This is a genomic window from Natronolimnobius baerhuensis (genome assembly GCF_002177135.1).
GTDB classification, from domain to species: Archaea; Halobacteriota; Halobacteria; order Halobacteriales; family Natrialbaceae; genus Natronolimnobius; species Natronolimnobius baerhuensis.
This window is the reverse complement of sequence record NZ_MWPH01000002.1, coordinates 507,596-524,523: the sequence shown is the minus strand read 5'-3', so window position 1 is coordinate 524,523 and position 16,928 is coordinate 507,596. Positions and strand designations below refer to the sequence as shown.

The window sequence follows — 16,928 nt, the reverse complement described above, 5'->3', positions numbered from 1 at the left end:
TTGCGACCGACAACTGCTCGGACACGCGTGGCGAGAATCACCAGTACTGACTGATTGCTGAATTGTTCGTTCCTCGAGAGGTTTGAACGCGTGGCCTGTTGGAAGTTCGTCAGTTAGGCCTCGAGAATTTCGTCGTCTGTCTCCGCGGGGACGGCGAGCGAGCCATCGAGGACGGTCACACCCCGTCCGCCAACGCGAACGTCGCCCTCGAGGCGGACGCGGACGATGCCCGGCCGGTCGACGTAGTGGCCTTGCTCGAGGCGTACCTCCTCGGGAAAATCGTCATCGAAGGCACCGAAGTGATCGAGATATGCCGAGACAGCGCCGCTTGCGGTGCCCGTCACGGGGTCTTCCGGAATGCCTGCGCCGGGGGCGAATAGCCGCCCGTGCAGCGTCGACTCGCGCTCGAGCGCATCGAACGTGAACAGGTAGACCCCGAGCGCGCCGAGTTCGTCGGTCAGTGCCTCGATTGCGGCCATATCCGGCTCCGCACTGCCGAGATCCGAGAGATACGTAATTGGGACGACCAGATACGGCACACCCGTCGACGCCATCGCAAGCGGAATATCGTCACTCGCGCCCTCGAGTGCCGCCTGTTCGACGCCCAGCGCGTCCGCAACGCGGCCGTACTCAAGGTCGACCGCGCGGATCTGTGGCGCGTCCTGTGTCATCCAGACCGTTCCATCCGCCTCGAGTTCGATCTCGAGGACGCCGACGTTCGTCTCGAGGGCCGTCGTGCCCGGCTCTACGCCCTCGTCGTGGAGGTGCGCGAAGGTGGCGATGGTGGCGTGGCCACAGAGGTCGACTTCCTGTGTGGGCGTAAAGTAGCGAATGCGCCGGTCTGCGTTCGGGTCGTCGCTCGCGGAGACGAACGCAGTCTCGCTGACGGCCATCTCGGCGGCGATTGCTTGCATCTGGTCGGCTGTGAGTCCGTCCGCGTCCGGAACGAGGCCGGCGGGGTTGCCCGCCAGTGGCTCGTCAGTGAAGGCGTCGATCTGCAGAATACGTGTCGTGTCCATACCCGGTTGTACGGGGACTCCCCCTTCGCTCTTTTCACTGCCGGCGAGTTGGGGTCGCAGACTCGAGCAGGATCGACGCGCGACAGTTAATCAGTCGTCACTCGGCGCGCCAGCGTCGAGCGGTGAGTCCGAGTCGGCTCCGGAACCGCCCCCACCGCCGGTGATGTCGTTCGCGCGCCACGTTCCACGGCGGAACCAGAGGGCAGTCCCCAGTGCGCCGACGAGATGCGCAATCGCAAACGACGCCCAGATACCTGGCGGCCCGAACGCGCTCGAGGCGACCCACGCGACGGGGATCTGGACGACCATGAACGCAAGCAAGACGAAGCCGGCGGCCGTTCCCGTCATCCCTGCGCCGCGGAAGCCGCCGATGTAGGTGTACATCGCGCCAAAGAGGCCGAATGTCGGTGCAACGTAGTAGAGGAAGGTCGCCCCGGCGTCGACGACGTCTGGATCGTTCGTAAAGAGCGCGACGAGTGGCTCGGCAAACAGCGTCGAGAGCAGTCCAACGACGGTCAGACTGACGAAAATCACTGCCGCGGTGATGTGATTCGCTTTCGCTGCTCGATCCGGCTTGCCAGCGCCGACATTCTGTCCGGTCATCGTCTCGACGCCCTGCGAAAGCGCCATCGCCGGCAGGACGATCACCGAGAGGATGCGCGTGCCGATTCCGTAGGCCGCGACGACTGGTGTCGCGAACAGTGCGACAACAAAGAGCAACAGCGAAATCGAGAGTGCGCGACTGGCTCCCTCGAACGACGCTGGCAGCCCAATTCGGATGAGTTTGACCCCGTAGCTGGGGTTGGGAATCATCTCCTCGAGTCGGATGCGGACGCCGCGGTAGCCCCGGAACATGAGCCAGAGGCCGATTGCGAGCGTCACGCCGCGCGCGAAGATGGTCGCGTAGGCGGCCCCGGCGATGCCCAGTTCGGGGAACGGCCCGACACCGAAGATGAGCAGCGGATCGAGGACGATGTTGATGACGACCGAGACGAACATGACCAGCATTGGCGTCACGGTGTCGCCGTACCCGCGCATGAGCGCGGTGAACATCAGAAAGCCGAAGACGAAGACCAGCCCGACCGCGTAGATCTGCATATAACTCGTCGCGGCCGCGACCACTGCCGGTTCGGCGTCGAAAAGCATGAGCACGTCCTCGACGACGAAATAGCCCAGGCCGCCGAGAATAAGCGAACTGAGGATCGAGAACGCGACAGTCTGGGAGGCCGCATACTCCGCATCACTCTCTCGGTCTGCACCGATATACTGGGCAACGAGTACACTCCCCGCGACAGAAAAGCCGATTGCGAACGAGATCAACAGGAAAATGATTGGGAACGCAAAGCTAATCGCTGCGACCTCGACGGTTCCGTAGCGACCCAACCAGAACGTATCCGCGACGTTGTACGCCGTCTGCAGAACGTTCGTGATGATGAGTGGAATCGACAGATAGAGCAGCGGCTTGACGATCCCGCCGTCAGTCAGATCAACCTCCTCGCGCGCCAAAAACGTCCGCTCGAGATGGTCGCGGATTGTCATACTTGCACCCTCCGTCGCATCCCTCGCAGTTCCGGTCCGTCTCGCGTCGTCACTGAACTAACTAACCAGTCAGTCAGGTAAGAGCGTTCCGGTCGGCGAAGATGGCTGTCACCAACATAGACACACCGAAGCGGCGACAGACCCCCAAGCACGACGTATCTGGGGATATACAGTGTGAAATACGATGTGTACGTGGACCCAGTGTGTCGCATTCCGACCGCTCGAGAAAGGACATATAAGAAATCAGAGGTTGCGATACGACTGAATAAACTCATTAGGATCCGAGAGAATCGCATGGACATGAATAATCGCTACGACGTGGTGATTGCCGGTGCCGGTCCCGCCGGAGCCCAGTGTGCTCGCGACCTCGCAGCAAGGGACTACGACGTCGTCGTCTTGGAGACTGAAGTGGAAGACGAGTTCCCGCGCCAGAGTAACAAATCGACCGCCGGAACCTTCCCGTCGATGATGGCTGCCTTCGGCATCCCCGACGATGTCGTCATGCAGTACACCGACAAGGTCGTCCTCGAGTCGCCACACGACCATTACGTCCAGAACCAGACCGGCGCAGTCCTCGAGTTCGCGGACTTCAAGCGCTACCTCGTAAAGGATAGCCGTGACGACGGCGCGGAGTATCGCTTCGATTCGCGCGTCACCGCGCCGATCATGGAGAACGGCGAAATCGTCGGCGTCACGGTCAACGGCGACGAGGAAGTCTACGGCGAGATTATCATCGACGCGACGGGGCCGTCCGCACCGCTCGCGAAGAAACTCGGCGTCAGCGACCTCTCGCACGAGAATCACGCAATTGGGATCGAGTACGAGTTCGAGGGCATCGACATCGACCGCCCCGGCTTTGCTGATCTCCACGACGCGATGATGCTGCGTCTCGACCACGAACTCGCACCCGGCGGCTACTCGTGGATCTTCCACACTGGCGAAGACACCGCCAAGGTCGGCCTCTGTTACATCCGTAACGAGAAGTACCACCGGTACGGCAAGGACGACTTCACCGTCGACGACTACCTCGAGCACTGGCTCGATACCGATCCGCGCCTGCAGAACGCGAGCCGACTCGAGGGGAAGATGCACCGCGGCTCGGCACACATCCAGATGCCCGGCCAGATGCACACCGACCGGTTCATGGCGATTGGCGACACCGTGCCGACGGTCGACCCGCTCTGGGGTGAAGGCATTCACAAGTGTATGAAATCCGGCCGCGCGGCCGCCGCAACGGTCGACAGCTGTCTCAAACACGGCAACCTCGAGCCGACCGCTGAAAATCTCGAAGTCTACGAGACACTCTGGCATCGCGACGTTGCACCGAACATGCGTGCGCGACTCCTGATGACGAAACTGCTCTATCTCGCCTCGGACGAGCGCTACGACCAGTTCATGGCAGACCTCCAGCGACTCGACGACGATACGCTGGCGAAGGCGAACAAAGGAAACCCGTTTGCAATCACCAAACTGCTACACGCCGACGACCTGCCGCTTCTCAAACGCTTCGCTCGAGAAGAACTGCAACTCTCGGACTTCTTGTAACGCTGCGCGACGGTTAGACCGACTCGAGGAGAGTTTCGGTTCGAACAATCGCTGCGAACTCATCCTCGAGTTGTGCGAGCGCGGTTCGATGCATCGTTTCTGCGTCAAAGTGCTCGCCGTCAAACGTTCGGTCGAACGTTGCGGTCGCATCCGCGACAACAATCGGCGAAAAGCCGAGATTCTCCGCCAGTCGCGTACTCGTCGAGACGCAGTGGTCCGTCGTCAGCCCCGCAATGACGAGCGTTTCGTACCCTCGTTCTCGAAGCCAGTCCTCGAGACCGGTGTCAACGAACGCGGCGTTGACTGACTTGACGAACGTCGCCTCGCCATCCATTGGCGCTGTTTCTGGTTTGAACACAAATCCCGGCTGGTCGCCCCGCAGCGGCGAGTCGGCCTCGCTCGAGTCGTGGCGAATGTGGACGACGGGCCGGTCAGTGTCGCGCCAGCGCGAGAGCAGCAATTCGGCCCGCACTTCGGCGTCGGGGTTGTTTCGCGTCCCCCAGACGGGATCGTCAAAGCCCTCCTGGAGATCGATCAGGACGAGGACGGCGTTGTCCGGCAGCGACTCGAACGGTTCCGATCCACCCGTCATGACAATCGCGCCGCCGGCTTGGGATGCTCGCGCGTGACCGTGATCGGACACGTTTCGGGGGCCTGCGTCTCGTCCGCCGAAAGCATGTACTGAATCCACTCGCGGTCGCCCTCGACGCCCCAGTCACCCAGATCGGCGTGGGGACAGACGCCATCGTACTCCGTGAGGCGGTCCTGAATCACGTCGCGTGCGTGCTGGCCTGCCTCTGTGTCGGCCGTCACCGACAGCGACTCGAACAGCGTCCGCGGCTGGAACGTGATCTCGAGGCCGATGGGACAGTAGCGACTCTTTCGGTCGTCGTAAAACGGCGCGCGACAGGTCGGAAACATAGGCTCGCCGCCGAGGCAGAACTCCCAGCGTGAATCATCGGGGTTGGTTGGAATGTCCGCCGGCCAGGGTTCGGTGTCGTGGACATGCAGCGTCTGGAGGATGTGCCACAGCGCATCGTGATACGCCTGCTCCGAAAGGGGCTCCTCGGGCGGTTTGAAGAACGTGACCAAGGACGCACGCTCGGCGTGGTCACAATAGACCTCGAGATACTCGAGGATGGTGTCGCGAAGCGAGACGAGCGCGTCGGCGTCGCTCATCGACGGGACGGCGGTATAGAGCGGCTCGCCCTGGTGGACAGACTCAGCGCCGAAAAAGCAGGGAAACGGCGTCTCGTTTCGCTGGCCGAGCAAGCCGTCCTGAAAGGAGTGCCAGTGGGCAGCGACCCACGAGGGCATCTCGCCGGCGCGGACACGGTCGTCGAGCGTTTCCTGGTCCATCAGCGACTGGATGCCAGGCTCGTTCATACGAAATCGTTCGCGGCCGAACAGATGTATGTATCGAGAGTTCCGTGAACTCGTCCTGATGTGTGTCGGATCCACCATGAAGTGTGCTGAGAAGTAGGTGAACACACACAGACACACGTATCGCGATTCACGACGACCAAATTGAGGTGATACTCACAGCATCCACGAGACGACCTCAGTGAAAGCGATCAACAGAATTCCGATCACGAACTGCTGGCCTGCCAGGAGTTTCAATTCTCGTAACTTCTCATCCAGCGTTGAGTCGATAATTGTCAGTTGGTTTTCATCGGAATGCTGTAGCAGTGGATCTCCCGATGTTTCTATCAGTTCACCACCGTGAATCGTGATTTCATCACCGTGATTGATTGATGTTTCCTCATAGCGAGTCGGTTCCCCTGCGCGCCGTACGCTGAGTGGAAGGGTTTGCCATCCGAGTAGCCCATCTTCCCCGAGAATCCCAAGTCGGGTGAGGAATCGATCAAGTGATGTCGGATCAGTGAGTCGGACGCTTCGCTCTGGAGACCCTACCACGTGGGAGGAGTTGAATGGATCAAAGACACCTGAGGAATCAGCAACCAATTGGTTGCTCGTCACTCGTACGTATCTCCCATTGTCCTGAATCGTGAACGATCCAGTTGCAATTCCGCCATCAACAGTACTCAGTCCCCCGGAGTTGCTGGGACGTTGTGTGCGCCATACGATAACCGCCGGTTCTCGAGAGGAATCCAGCGCTGGTAGTTCGCTCGAGAGTGACGCTGGCGTGGTTACATCGACACGCCCCGAGACAACATCATTGGACTCCAGCGTCGCCTTCCGTTCCGATTTGATGGTTGTCATATCTCTGTAGTTGGAGACTGTTCTGAAAGAAGCGATGAGGAACACGGCCGAAGCGCCAAGCAAAATAATCCCTATTGTGGAGGAATCAATCACACGTTTTATTTGAAACAGAACTACTATAACTCTCTCGTACTGTCACTACCCGATGTAGGACGGTAATTCACCAGAGTCTGCAGGTTCGATTCTCTCACGGAGGCAACCCCGGTCGCCAGCTGTCAGTTTTACGTTTGGGGACAGACGTTTTCCGCTCGAGGCCCTGGCTCCCGTATGGTGATTCAGACGGATGTCCTCGTTATCGGCGGCGGGGCGACGGGTGCCGGAACCGCACGTGACCTCGCGCTGCGCGGCCTCGACGTAACCCTCGTCGACCGCGGCGGACTCGCCGCGGGCACCTCGAGTCGTTCCCACGGCCTCTGCCACAGCGGCGCGCGGTATGCCGAAAGCGACCGGCACGGTGCCGAGGAGTGTCTTCGCGAACGCCGGATTCTCGGCGACATCGCCGGCGCGTGCGTTCGCGACACCGGCGGCCTGTTCGTCGAACTCGAGGGGGACGACCCAGACTACTTCGACACCAAACGCGACGCCTGCGAGGAGATCGGAATCCCGACGACGGAACTGACGGGCGAGGAAGCCCGCGAGCGAGTGCCGGATCTCTCGCCGGCAGTGAGACGCGCACTCGAGGTGCCGGACGGCGTCGTCTACCCGTCGCGACTCGTCGCCGCGAACGCTGCGGACGCGCAGGATCACGGCGCGCGAGTGCTCACGCACGCGCCGGTCGAAGACATGCATCTCGAGGATGGCCAAATCGCTGCGGTCGACCTCGGCGGGGACGTGGCCGAGCGCGTCGAACCGCAGTTCGTCGTCAACGCCGCCGGCGCGTGGGCTGGCCGCGTTGCCGCGATGGCGGGCGCGGACGTCGCAATGCAGCCAAATCGCGGCGTGATGGTCTCCGTCGCGTACGACGGCCTCGAGCCGGTTCTCAACCGGTGTCGCGACCCCGACGACGGCGATATTGTCCTCCCGCACACGGACGAAGTCGTCCTCGGCACGACGAGCGTCGACGTGGACGACCCCGACGAGTACGATACGGCCGAGTGGGAACTCGAGCGCGTCCGCGAGGAGTGTGCCGAAATGCTGCCGCCGGTCGCCGACGCCGAACAGCTCCGAACGTGGTGGGGTGTCCGCCCACTGTACGCGCCCGACGAGGCTACTCGCCAGTCACGCGGGATCTCGCGCGGATTCTTCCTGCTCGAGCACGACGGCGACGGCGTCGCGAACATGGCCTCGATTGTCGGCGGCAAACTGACAACCTACCGCGCGATGGCCGAGGCGACGGCGGATTTGGTCAGTGACCGACTCGGCGTCGAGGAACCCTGTCGCACGGCCGAGCGCACACTGCCGGGTGCGGACGACCCCGATCAACTCGACGCGTACGTCGCCGAATTCGACGGGAGCGGGCCGGCGGACGCCGATGTCGTCTCGCTCGAGCGCACTTACTGATAGCGGTTGTTCACCTACACTGTCTCGGGCAGCCAGCCGCCGTCGACTTCGATATTTTCGCCGCTAATGTACCTCGCCTCGGGATCGAGGAAGAAATACAGCGGCTGGATCAGATCCTCGAAACTCGCAGGACGGTCTCGAGGCAGTTCCTCCGGGAATTCGTCGGAGTTCTCGACGACGTACGGCGAGATGGCGTTGACGGTGATTCCGTCATCCTGCGTATCCGCGGCGAGCATCCGTGTAAACATCAAGACGCCCGCTTTCGCGACGAAGTAGGGGAAGTTTGTCGGGCTGACGAGGCCCTTCTCGCTCGAGGCGTAGCCGATGTTGACGATTCGGGCGTAGTCGTCTCCGTTCGCGTCGCCGTTCTCGTCGCGCTGGCGCATGTTCTGCAGCGCTCGCTTCGAGCAGAGATAGGTGCCGTTGAGATTCGTCTCGAGGACACGATTCCACGTCTCAAACTCGAGGTCTTCCCAGTGGGCGGGCGCGAAGTCGCCGACGTTGTTCACGAGTACGTCGACAGTACCGAGTTCGGACTCGACAGCGGCAAAGAGGCCGTCGACGCTTTCGGGGTCGGTGATATCGGCCTGCACCGTCATCGAGTCGTTTGCACCGCGCTCGAGTGTGTCGTCGGCAACCTCGCGGGCCGCATCGGCACTCGAGTGGTAGTGGACGGCCGTGTTCGCGCCGCAGTCGGCCATCGCGAGCAGGAGTTCGCGACCGACGCCGCCGGCGCTTCCCGTGACGAGCACTGTTCGGTCCGAGAGATCAGGTCCGTTCATACCGACTAGTTGTTGACGAGGTGGAAAAAGCATCTGCAAACGGTGTGACTGAGACACATGGATTTACGTCGGTACACGAGAAACGCACAGCCATGACACTGGAAACCGTCTTGTTGGCCGTTGGACCGGGAGATGCTGACCGAATCGACGACCTCGCTGAAGCCGTCGTCGAAGTCGCTGCGCCAGCCGATGCAACCGTCGTCCTCGCACACGTCTTCACCGACGACGAGTACGACGAGGTGATCGACCGCCTCGAGTTCGACACCGAACTCGACGAAATCGATCCCGACGAAGTCGCAGCGCGACACTCGACGATTCGTGACTTGAAGGCGTCACTCGATGAATACGACGTCGACTACGAGACCCGTGGTGCCGTCGGCGAACATGGCTCGACAATCGTCGATCTGGCGGGCGAGACCGACACCGACCGCGTCGTCGTCGGTGGCCGCAAGCGCTCGCCGACTGGCAAGGCCGTCTTCGGCTCGACAGCACAGGAAGTGCTGCTGTCCTCGCCGTGTCCCGTGACGTTCGTCCGGAGCAGCGAGGAGTAACGACCGCAGGGCGACAACCTGTTATTCCTCGAGGTGGGCGAAAATCTCGACTTCGTAGCCGTCCGGATCTTCGACAAAGACCGCGCGAGCGTTGACCGCGTCGACCGTGATCGGACCACGCAGCACCTCACAATCGGTTCGCTCGGTGAGTGTCTCGAGCGTCTCCGAGACGTCGTCGACGAGGAGCGCGAGGTGAACGATGCCGTCGGGCTCGATCTCGTCGTCACTGTCCGGATCGTAGGCGAACTGAATCTCCGTCTCGAGATCGTCGCCGGTGACGTAGTAGTTGCGAACGCCGTCGCCGGTGGTGAATTCCTTCGAGAACTCGAGGCCGAGACCGTCCTCGTAGAACGCTTTCGTTGCCTCGAGATCCGAGACGCGCACTGCCGTGTGGTGAACCTCCATACTTGCGGGTCAGACGCGACCTGTATAAATCGTTCCGTCTCCGGAGCGTCCATTGCGGGTGGTATGTAAACAGCCCTGATATCGTGGTTACAGGGCTATGCCCGAGTGAGGACTACTAGTAGCTGTTATGAGCCCCTACCACTTCCGCTGCCCGGAGTGCGTCCAGCAACTCACCCTCGAGCGCCCGGAGCGTGTCGCCACCCTCGAGAGTGGGTGCCCGTTCTGTGGCACGCCAATTTCGCCAGCCGATTTCGCGACAGCGTAAGGATATCAGCCCGCAGGCGTCCGATTCTGGCTGCGAGTTTATGATGCTCGAGTCCGAAGTATGGGTACATGTATCAGGACGTGCTGATCCCGACGGACGGAAGCGATGGAACGCGGCGCTCAATCGAACACGGACTGGCCATCGCCGATCAGTTCGGTGCCACTGTCCACGCGCTCTCGATTGTCCCTGAAGGCCCACTCGGCACGCTCGAGGCCGAAGAGGCCACGCCCGCCGCCCACCGGGCCGTCGAACGCGTCCAACTCGAGGCCGAAGCCGCGGGCGTCGACGTTGTCACAGCCGTCGAGCACGGCGTTCCACACGAGGAAATTCTCGACTATACTGACGCCCACGACATCGATATGGTCATCATGGGAACGCAGGGCCGGACCGGCCTCGACCGCGTGCTGATGGGCAGCGTCACCGAACGCGTCGTCCGCATGTCCGACACGCCGGTCGTCACCGTTCGGCTGACCGAAGACCTCCGCATCGAGGACGCCGACGAGGCCGAACGACTCGCCCGCGACGCACTTGAGGCGGAGGGCTACGACCGCGAGGCACCGCTCACAGAGCAACCTCATCGGACCAGCGCCTCCTGGATCGTCCCGGTCGAACTCGCGGACGAACGCGTTCACGTCCACGTCGATGCCGTCTCGCGCGAGACGCGCGTCGCGCGGCCGCCGCAATAACTGACTCAGTCAAGAACCAAAAACCGACTCGCAACGACGCAGTTGATTACTCGAGCGTGACCCACTCGCCGCGCTCGTCGCTGTCCCCGATGGCGCTGAGCACGCGCTGGACGGCCAGGCCGTCCTCGAAGCTCGGGTTGAACTCGTCGCCGTTCTCAACGGCGGAGAGGAACTCGTAATTCTCGTGGACGAACGTGTGCTCCCAGCCGATGACGTGGCCCGGTGGCCACCAGTGCTCGACGTAGGGGTCGTCCTCGTCCGTGACCAGAATCGTCTCGTAGCCGCGACTGTCCTCGCGCAGCACCTCGAGTTCGTTCAGGCGCTCGAGCGAGAACTTCAGGCTGCCCTTCGAGCCGTGAATTTCGATGGAGTGGTCGTTCTTGTGCCCGTTCGCGAAGCGCGAGGCCTCGAGAACACCCATTGCGCCGTTTTCGAACTCGAGTTGGGCGGAGTAGGCGTCGTCGACGGTGACGGGTTTCGTTTCGGTGCTGTCACCGCCAGCGCTGTCGAGTGCGCCGCCGTCCGCGCCGGGAACGGGGCGTTCGTCGACGAACGTCTGGAGGTGCCCGCTGAGTCGGTCGATGTCGCCCGCGAGGTCGTCGTCGCCGACGAGGAACCGAATCAGGTCGATGGTGTGTGCGCCGAGGTCGCCGAGCGAACCCGAGCCAGCCATCTCCTCGTCGTTGCGCCACGACCAGGGCGCTTCGGGATCGATCAGCCAATCCTGTAAGTACTGGCCGCGTACATGGTGAATCTCGCCGAGTTCGCCCGCCTCGAGCAGCCCCTTGGCGTACTGGATGGCGGGAACGAACCGATAGTTAAAGGCACAGCCCGCAGGCACGTCCGAGCCGGCGTTTTGGGCCGCCTCGGCCATCTCCTCGGCCGCCTCGAGCGTCGGCGCGAGTGGCTTTTCACAGAAAACGGGTGTGCCGGCCTCGAGGGCGGCGATGGACGGCTCGGCGTGGACGAAGTTCGGGCCGAGGTTGTAGAAGACGTCGACGTCATCGACAACGTCCTCCCAATCGGTCGCGGTGCGGTCGAACCCGAGTTGGTCTGCGGCATCGCTCAGTGCGTCTTCGTCGCGGCCGATCAGTACGCTGCGTTCGATCTCGGGTGCGTCCGGGAAGAACATTGGCAGTCGCGCCATGGCGTTTGCGTGTGCCTTTCCCATGAATCGATAGCCGAGAACACCGACTTCGAGTGACATAGGTTCGTGTTCACAATAGATACAGTTAGACGTTTCCGTCGCGGAGATTGGGGTCGCTCGAGACGTGCTCAGGTTGCGGACAGACTCATTTCGGTTGTGACGTGTAACTGTGAAACACATTCATCGGAACGTTCAACTGGGTTCGTTTCGAGGAGACGTGTATGAAGGTAGCCCTGATCGGAGTCGGTCAGGCCGGTGGGAAGGTAACCGAGCGGCTGGCCCAGTTCGACGCGAACATGGGTTATGGAGCCGTCCAAGGTGCCCTGGCCGTCAACTCCGCGAAACCCGACCTCCAATCGCTCGAGTTCGTCGATACCCAACTGATCGGTGCAGACCGTGTCAACGGACACGGCGTCGGTGGGGACAACGAACTCGGTGCAGAGGTCATGCAATCGGATATCCAGGAGGTCCTCGGCGGACTCGATGGACGAATCACCTCGAGTGCTGACGCGATTGTCGTCGTCGCCGGTCTCGGCGGTGGGACGGGAAGCGGCGGCGCGCCGGTGCTGGTGCACAACTTACAGCAAATTCATGACATTCCAGTCTACGCACTGGGCGTCTTGCCCGGACAGAACGAAGGCGCGCTGTATCAGGCTAACGCGGGTCGCTCGTTGAAGACGTTAGCACGCGAAGCCGACTCGACGCTGCTGATCGACAACGACGCCTGGCACGAACAGGGCGAGAGCATGGACGGCGCGTTCGACCGCATTAACGGCAAGATCGCCCAACGCGTTGGCTTGCTGTTTGCCTCCGGCGAGGCCGTCGACGGCGTGGGCGAAAGCGTCGTCGACTCGAGCGAGGTCATCAACACCCTGCGCTCGGGCGGGATTTCGGTGCTTGGCTATGCAAGCGAAGTCGCCGCCGAAGACGCAAGCGACAACCTGCGAACGACGATGACAGTCTCCCGTCAGGCACTCTTGACTGGAACGAGTCTCCCCGACGCGACCCAGGCCGATTCCGCGCTACTCGTTATCGCCGGCAGACCCGAGGCGATCCCGCGCAAAGGCGTCGAGAAATCCCGACGCTGGCTCGAGGAGGAAACAGACAGCATGCAGGTCCGTGGTGGGGACTTTCCGCTCGACAGCGACCGACTCGGCGCGCTCGTCTTGCTCGGCGGGGCCGAACGCTCGGACCGCCTCGAGCAATTCATGGAGCGCGCACGCGAGGCACAAAACGCTGAGGAAACCGAAACGGACCGCGCCGAAGCGCTGACGGACGACCGCCTCGAGAATCTCTTTTGAGGCGGCAGCTGGCGGGTAGTTTCGTGATAAGTGACCCCTTTCGTGGCTGGATTCGTTCGGACGATTCAGGCTACAGTATCGCTTAGACTGGACTCGTTTGAGCAGCTGAGTTTATATATGGTGTTTCGGACCATGTGAGTGTCCAACAGGCTCAAACAGGGTCCCTGCTAACGGTTTTCACGGTTTGAAGGACCGGTACATTTAAATTATAGGCGACAGTAGCTATCGGTACCAGAACGCCATCGGGGCGCGTATCGCTCGACGATCAATGACAGGAAATCTTATTCACCAGGTTTCGCAAATCGTGAGCGGTCGCTCTCTCCACGGAGCCACGACGGCACCCTGTCACCCCGGTGCGGGTATGGCACAGAGGATTGACTAACACATGGTAGACGAATCGAAAAACATCGAACTGACAGAGGACGACCTAGCAAACAAATCGAAAGGCGAGCTTATCAAAATGGCAGGCCAACTGCGAGATCGGCGAAATGATCTCAACCAGATGGCCTCCGAGCGCGCCTCCAGCCGCGACGACCTGAACGCCAAAACGCGCGAGAAGGTCGACGAAGCTCAAGAACACCGTGAGCAGCGCGACGAGCTCAACGAGCAGGTTCAAGAGCACAAAGAGAGCCGTAACGAACTCAACGCCGAGGCCAACAAGCTCTTCGACAAAGTCGAAAAGCTCAAATCCGACATGGAACTCGACGAGGGCCAGGACCTCGACAAACTCGAGGAAGAAATCGAGCAACTCGAGTTCAAACAGCAGACCGAAGTTCTCTCGAGTGAGGAAGAGCAGGAACTCATCGAGAAGATCGAGTCCAAGCGCGAGGAGTACGAAGAGCGCAAGGGAAAACTCGACCAGAACGAGGATCTCGAAGGGCTCGTCGAGGAAGCTGAGGAAGTTCGCTCGGAAGCCTCCCAGCACCACCAGAAGGTGACGGAGCTTGCGGACAAGGCCCAGGAACATCACAACCAGATGATCGAGGCCTATCGCGAGGCTGACGACATCCGTGATGAAGCCGACGAGATGCACGAGTCCTTCGTTGAGGCCCAGGAGGCCGCCGACCAGCACCACGAAGACTTCGTGCGCGTCCAGAAGCGCCTGCGCGAACTGGACAAGGAAGAAGAAGAAGAGCGCAAGTCCGCTCGCGACCAGAAGAAAGAAGCGGCCAAAGAGGAGGCCGAGGAGATTTATCAGAAGTTCAAGGAAGGCGAAACTCTCGACACCGAGGACCTGATGAAGCTCCAGAAGACTGGCCTGCTCTAAGGGTCGTCTCTCGGACTGTTCGATTCGTCCCACGTTCTCTTTCGGCGGACGTGTTTCCGTCCGACGACAACTCACGACTCGAGAGCTGTCGTTTCGCCGAGTGCTGAGGATGGAGTGGACAACTGCACAAGACCGTTGGTCGCGACGTGAAACGACGTACTGCAGTGATCGGTGACTGCTGTTTTCGACGAACTGCGATGAGACGCACCGAGTAGCGACACTGGCTTGAGCCGCGGCGTCGCCGACGGTAACGGTTAACCGGGCGGCAGACACAGACTCGAGCATGAATCGAGGTGCCAGCGAAAGCGATGGTCAGTAAGAACGGACTTGGATCACTCGCGGTCGTCTTACTCGCGGTCGTCGTGTTTGCTGCGGCCGGAATTGGACTGTTCGTCTACTATCCGACGACGCTGACAGATCTGTTTGGCATCCTGTTTGCCCTCGGTGCCGTCTTGGTCGGGCTCAAAATCGGCGGCAACGTCGCTGGGTCGCTGTTTCCCGGCTACAACGTCGCCGAGGTTGCCGTCGATGGCCCAATCACGCGCGATGGGGGCGGCGGCCCGCTCCCCTCGAGTCCGGGTTCGACACCGGCCGACGACATCGTCGAGCAGATCGACCGCGCGGATGACGACGAGAACGTCGACGCACTGTTGTTGAAACTCAATACGCCTGGCGGCGAGGTCGTCCCGAGCGACGACATTCGACTCGCAGCCGAGCGATTCGACGGCCCAACCGTGGCGTACACGACGGATGTCTGTGCCAGTGGTGGCTACTGGATCGCAAGCGGCTGTGACGAACTCTGGGCGCGCGAGGGCTCCATCGTCGGCTCGATTGGTGTGATCGGGTCGCGCGTCAACGCAAGCGACCTCGCGGAGAAGGCTGGGCTCTCTTACGAGCGCTTTGCGGCTGGCGAGTACAAAGACGCCGGCACACCGCTCAAAGAACTCGAGGAGAAAGAACGTGAGTACCTGCAGGGCGTGATCGATGACTACTACGAAACCTTCGTCAAGCGCGTCAGCGAGGGCCGCGAGATGGACGCCGAGTTCATCCGCGACACCGAAGCGCGCATCTACCTCGGCGAGTCGGCACACGACCTCGGACTGGTCGACGAACTCGGCACCCGCCGCGACATCGAAGCCGAACTCGAGACCCGCCTCGAGGCCGACGCGATTGACATCGAGGAGTTCGAACCGGAGCGGCCGCTGATGGCGCGGGTTGGTGCGGGCGCACAGCAGGTTGCATACGCGTTCGGGGCTGGCCTGACCGGATTCGCCGAGAATCGGGAGTTCCGATTGCGAACCTGATCGCACCCGTTACTGCCGACGGGGAAGTCGGGAAGCGATTCCCAGCGGTGCAACGGTCGAAGAGTAAGTGGTTTTATCGTTCCACAGCATGGAACGACACTCGTGACAACGCTGGTCGTCTGCCTCGACCGGACTGACGATGTGGGCCGTAAGACTGGGCTTCGCTCACCAATCGTCGGCTGGGAGGCAGTTCGCGCGCTCGTGACCGATATCGGGCTCGCAGATCCCGAGGATTCGGGCGTCAACTCCCTGCTCGAGACGCTTCGAGTTGCCCAGGACCTGCGCGACGAGAACGAAGACGTCGTCGTCGCGGTCGTCTCGGGGGACCGTGAGTCGATGGTCTCGGCTGACCGAGCAGTGGCACGTCAGGTGGACGACCTGATCGCGGACTACGATCCGGACTCGGCGGTCGTCGTGATCGACAGCGCTGAAGACGAGCGACTGGTGCCCATCGTCGAGAGTCGCGTTCGCGTCGATTCAGTTGACCGCGTCGTCGTGCGCCAGGCTCGAGACATTGAATCGACGTACTACCTCCTGAAGCAGTTTCTCGCAGACGAGGAACTGCGCCAGACGGTGCTGGTACCGCTTGGACTGACGCTGCTCGTCTTCCCGGTGCTTGCGATGCAGATTGGGACCGCACAGGGTGCAGCCGCGATCACGACCGTGATCGGCCTCTTCTTGCTCTATAAGGGATTCAACATCGACGAAATCCTCACCGGGTTCTCCCATCAGGTGCGGGAGGCGCTGTACTCCGGGCAGGTCTCGGTGGTCACCTATGTCGTCGCGATAGGGTTGACGTTCGTGGGACTGTTCATCGGCGCACTCGGCGTCTCGAATCTCGAGGACCCCTCCGGCGTGCTCGTGCCGGCGACGCAGTTTCTGTTCGATAGCGTTCCCTGGCTCGCGATGGCAGCACTGACCGCAAGCGCGGGTCGCCTGCTCGATGAGGCGATCAGCGAGGAACCCGTCCGGCGATCCTTCCGGAATCTGCCGTTTATCGTCGTCGCCGTTGGACTCGTGATTCGCGGGTTTTCGGCGTACTTCCTCGAGCAACAGGGCGTGATCGGACCCGTCGTCTTCGCGGGGATCGAACAGGGAGCGCTCACGCTCGATAGCTTCCAGATCGGCGGCGGCGAGCGGTTGACGATCTACGTCGCCACTGCACTCGTCGTGAGTCTGATCGGGGCACGAGTCGCTGCCTCTGTAAGCGACGACGAATCCGGAAGCGGTGGCGACGGACCGGACGATCCAGACTCTCCGCCAGCCTCCAATGCGAATCCCACTCCGACGCCCGAGTCGGGCCGCACCGATGGCGGACCGACACCCTCCGAGTCGGACTCTGACTCTCCGACTGACGAGGGCGCGGACTCGAGTGACCAGTAACGCAAACTCGC

General features: G+C 61.6%; 17 protein-coding genes. 9 read left to right on the top strand and 8 right to left on the bottom strand.

Going from position 1 to position 16,928, the window contains the following annotated elements; translation table 11 throughout:
• Nucleotides 1–113: 113 nt before the first annotated feature.
• Nucleotides 114–1,019, bottom strand: coding sequence for a PhzF family phenazine biosynthesis protein (locus B2G88_RS08880; protein ID WP_087714568.1), 906 nt, complete (start codon nucleotides 1,017–1,019; stop codon nucleotides 114–116).
• A 90-nt stretch (nucleotides 1,020–1,109) separates the two neighbouring features.
• A complete protein-coding gene (locus tag B2G88_RS08875) occupies nucleotides 1,110–2,558 on the bottom strand; it encodes an MATE family efflux transporter (protein WP_087714567.1) in 1,449 nt (482 codons plus the stop codon).
• A 300-nt stretch (nucleotides 2,559–2,858) separates the two neighbouring features.
• On the opposite strand from B2G88_RS08875, the gene B2G88_RS08870 reads away from it, so the two are divergent.
• Nucleotides 2,859–4,103, top strand: a complete 1,245-nt coding sequence (locus B2G88_RS08870; RefSeq protein ID WP_054863527.1) for a digeranylgeranylglycerophospholipid reductase — start codon at nucleotides 2,859–2,861, stop codon at nucleotides 4,101–4,103.
• 13 nt (nucleotides 4,104–4,116) lie between these two features.
• Here B2G88_RS08870 and B2G88_RS08865 read toward each other — a convergent pair whose 3' ends face one another.
• The 3 genes from B2G88_RS08865 to B2G88_RS19070 all read right to left on the bottom strand — a co-directional run bounded on the left by B2G88_RS08865 (nucleotide 4,117) and on the right by B2G88_RS19070 (nucleotide 6,419).
• Entirely contained in the window at nucleotides 4,117–4,695 is a 579-nt protein-coding gene (locus B2G88_RS08865) for a cysteine hydrolase family protein (RefSeq protein WP_087714566.1), read from the bottom strand.
• Complete coding sequence (locus tag B2G88_RS08860) at nucleotides 4,692–5,489, bottom strand: YqcI/YcgG family protein (RefSeq protein ID WP_054863525.1); 798 nt, start codon at nucleotides 5,487–5,489, stop codon at nucleotides 4,692–4,694. The genes B2G88_RS08865 and B2G88_RS08860 overlap by 4 nt, the downstream gene beginning before the upstream one ends.
• Before the next feature lie 153 nt (nucleotides 5,490–5,642).
• Entirely contained in the window at nucleotides 5,643–6,419 is a 777-nt protein-coding gene (locus B2G88_RS19070; RefSeq protein ID WP_140408831.1) for a hypothetical protein, read from the bottom strand.
• 174 nt (nucleotides 6,420–6,593) lie between these two features.
• Between B2G88_RS19070 and B2G88_RS08850 the strand changes: the two genes are divergently transcribed.
• Complete coding sequence (locus B2G88_RS08850) at nucleotides 6,594–7,826, top strand: FAD-dependent oxidoreductase (RefSeq protein ID WP_087714564.1); 1,233 nt, start codon at nucleotides 6,594–6,596, stop codon at nucleotides 7,824–7,826.
• A 14-nt stretch (nucleotides 7,827–7,840) separates the two neighbouring features.
• Here B2G88_RS08850 and B2G88_RS08845 read toward each other — a convergent pair whose 3' ends face one another.
• On the bottom strand, nucleotides 7,841–8,608 hold the full coding sequence (locus tag B2G88_RS08845) for an SDR family NAD(P)-dependent oxidoreductase (protein WP_054863806.1): 768 nt from the start codon (nucleotides 8,606–8,608) through the stop codon (nucleotides 7,841–7,843).
• Nucleotides 8,609–8,700: 92 nt separating this feature from the next.
• Between B2G88_RS08845 and B2G88_RS08840 the strand changes: the two genes are divergently transcribed.
• Complete coding sequence (locus B2G88_RS08840; protein ID WP_054863805.1) at nucleotides 8,701–9,159, top strand: universal stress protein; 459 nt, start codon at nucleotides 8,701–8,703, stop codon at nucleotides 9,157–9,159.
• Between the two features lie 21 nt (nucleotides 9,160–9,180).
• Here B2G88_RS08840 and B2G88_RS08835 read toward each other — a convergent pair whose 3' ends face one another.
• Nucleotides 9,181–9,564, bottom strand: a complete 384-nt coding sequence (locus B2G88_RS08835) for a VOC family protein (RefSeq protein ID WP_054863804.1) — start codon at nucleotides 9,562–9,564, stop codon at nucleotides 9,181–9,183.
• A 127-nt stretch (nucleotides 9,565–9,691) separates the two neighbouring features.
• Here B2G88_RS08835 and B2G88_RS08830 point away from each other — a divergent pair, with 127 nt between their 5' ends.
• Nucleotides 9,692–9,829: a DUF7560 family zinc ribbon protein gene (locus B2G88_RS08830; protein ID WP_087714563.1), complete on the top strand. Its 138-nt coding sequence runs from the start codon at nucleotides 9,692–9,694 to the stop codon at nucleotides 9,827–9,829.
• A gap of 68 nt (nucleotides 9,830–9,897) precedes the next feature.
• Complete coding sequence (locus B2G88_RS08825; protein WP_054863803.1) at nucleotides 9,898–10,515, top strand: universal stress protein; 618 nt, start codon at nucleotides 9,898–9,900, stop codon at nucleotides 10,513–10,515.
• Nucleotides 10,516–10,561: 46 nt separating this feature from the next.
• On the opposite strand, the gene B2G88_RS08820 is transcribed toward B2G88_RS08825, so the two are convergent.
• Nucleotides 10,562–11,722 carry a Gfo/Idh/MocA family protein gene (locus tag B2G88_RS08820; RefSeq protein WP_087714562.1) on the bottom strand — a complete coding sequence of 387 codons (1,161 nt, stop codon included), beginning with the start codon at nucleotides 11,720–11,722 and terminating at the stop codon, nucleotides 10,562–10,564.
• A 161-nt stretch (nucleotides 11,723–11,883) separates the two neighbouring features.
• On the opposite strand from B2G88_RS08820, the gene B2G88_RS08815 reads away from it, so the two are divergent.
• From B2G88_RS08815 to B2G88_RS08800, 4 genes are all read left to right on the top strand, one after another.
• Nucleotides 11,884–12,963 carry a tubulin/FtsZ family protein gene (locus B2G88_RS08815; protein WP_054863802.1) on the top strand — a complete coding sequence of 360 codons (1,080 nt, stop codon included), beginning with the start codon at nucleotides 11,884–11,886 and terminating at the stop codon, nucleotides 12,961–12,963.
• A 385-nt stretch (nucleotides 12,964–13,348) separates the two neighbouring features.
• Nucleotides 13,349–14,230, top strand: a complete 882-nt coding sequence (locus B2G88_RS08810) for a coiled-coil protein (protein WP_087714561.1) — start codon at nucleotides 13,349–13,351, stop codon at nucleotides 14,228–14,230.
• Nucleotides 14,231–14,538: 308 nt separating this feature from the next.
• Nucleotides 14,539–15,534, top strand: a complete 996-nt coding sequence (gene sppA, locus B2G88_RS08805; protein ID WP_087714560.1) for a signal peptide peptidase SppA — start codon at nucleotides 14,539–14,541, stop codon at nucleotides 15,532–15,534.
• Nucleotides 15,535–15,636: 102 nt separating this feature from the next.
• Nucleotides 15,637–16,917, top strand: coding sequence for a DUF373 family protein (locus B2G88_RS08800; RefSeq protein ID WP_054863799.1), 1,281 nt, complete (start codon nucleotides 15,637–15,639; stop codon nucleotides 16,915–16,917).
• Nucleotides 16,918–16,928 lie beyond the last annotated feature (11 nt).

Bases quoted from the DNA above. Each gene is read 5' to 3' on its own strand.
- B2G88_RS08880 (WP_087714568.1), bottom strand. From the start codon at position 1,019: ATGGACACGACACGTATTCTGCAGATCGACGCCTTCACTGACGAGCCA.
- B2G88_RS08875 (WP_087714567.1), bottom strand. From the start codon at position 2,558: ATGACAATCCGCGACCATCTCGAGCGGACGTTTTTGGCGCGCGAGGAG.
- B2G88_RS08870 (WP_054863527.1), top strand. From the start codon at position 2,859: ATGAATAATCGCTACGACGTGGTGATTGCCGGTGCCGGTCCCGCCGGA.
- B2G88_RS08865 (WP_087714566.1), bottom strand. From the start codon at position 4,695: ATGACGGGTGGATCGGAACCGTTCGAGTCGCTGCCGGACAACGCCGTC.
- B2G88_RS08860 (WP_054863525.1), bottom strand. From the start codon at position 5,489: ATGAACGAGCCTGGCATCCAGTCGCTGATGGACCAGGAAACGCTCGAC.
- B2G88_RS08850 (WP_087714564.1), top strand. From the start codon at position 6,594: ATGGTGATTCAGACGGATGTCCTCGTTATCGGCGGCGGGGCGACGGGT.
- B2G88_RS08845 (WP_054863806.1), bottom strand. From the start codon at position 8,608: ATGAACGGACCTGATCTCTCGGACCGAACAGTGCTCGTCACGGGAAGC.
- B2G88_RS08840 (WP_054863805.1), top strand. From the start codon at position 8,701: ATGACACTGGAAACCGTCTTGTTGGCCGTTGGACCGGGAGATGCTGAC.
- B2G88_RS08835 (WP_054863804.1), bottom strand. From the start codon at position 9,564: ATGGAGGTTCACCACACGGCAGTGCGCGTCTCGGATCTCGAGGCAACG.
- B2G88_RS08830 (WP_087714563.1), top strand. From the start codon at position 9,692: ATGAGCCCCTACCACTTCCGCTGCCCGGAGTGCGTCCAGCAACTCACC.
- B2G88_RS08825 (WP_054863803.1), top strand. From the start codon at position 9,898: ATGTATCAGGACGTGCTGATCCCGACGGACGGAAGCGATGGAACGCGG.
- B2G88_RS08820 (WP_087714562.1), bottom strand. From the start codon at position 11,722: ATGTCACTCGAAGTCGGTGTTCTCGGCTATCGATTCATGGGAAAGGCA.
- B2G88_RS08815 (WP_054863802.1), top strand. From the start codon at position 11,884: ATGAAGGTAGCCCTGATCGGAGTCGGTCAGGCCGGTGGGAAGGTAACC.
- B2G88_RS08810 (WP_087714561.1), top strand. From the start codon at position 13,349: ATGGTAGACGAATCGAAAAACATCGAACTGACAGAGGACGACCTAGCA.
- sppA (WP_087714560.1), top strand. From the start codon at position 14,539: ATGGTCAGTAAGAACGGACTTGGATCACTCGCGGTCGTCTTACTCGCG.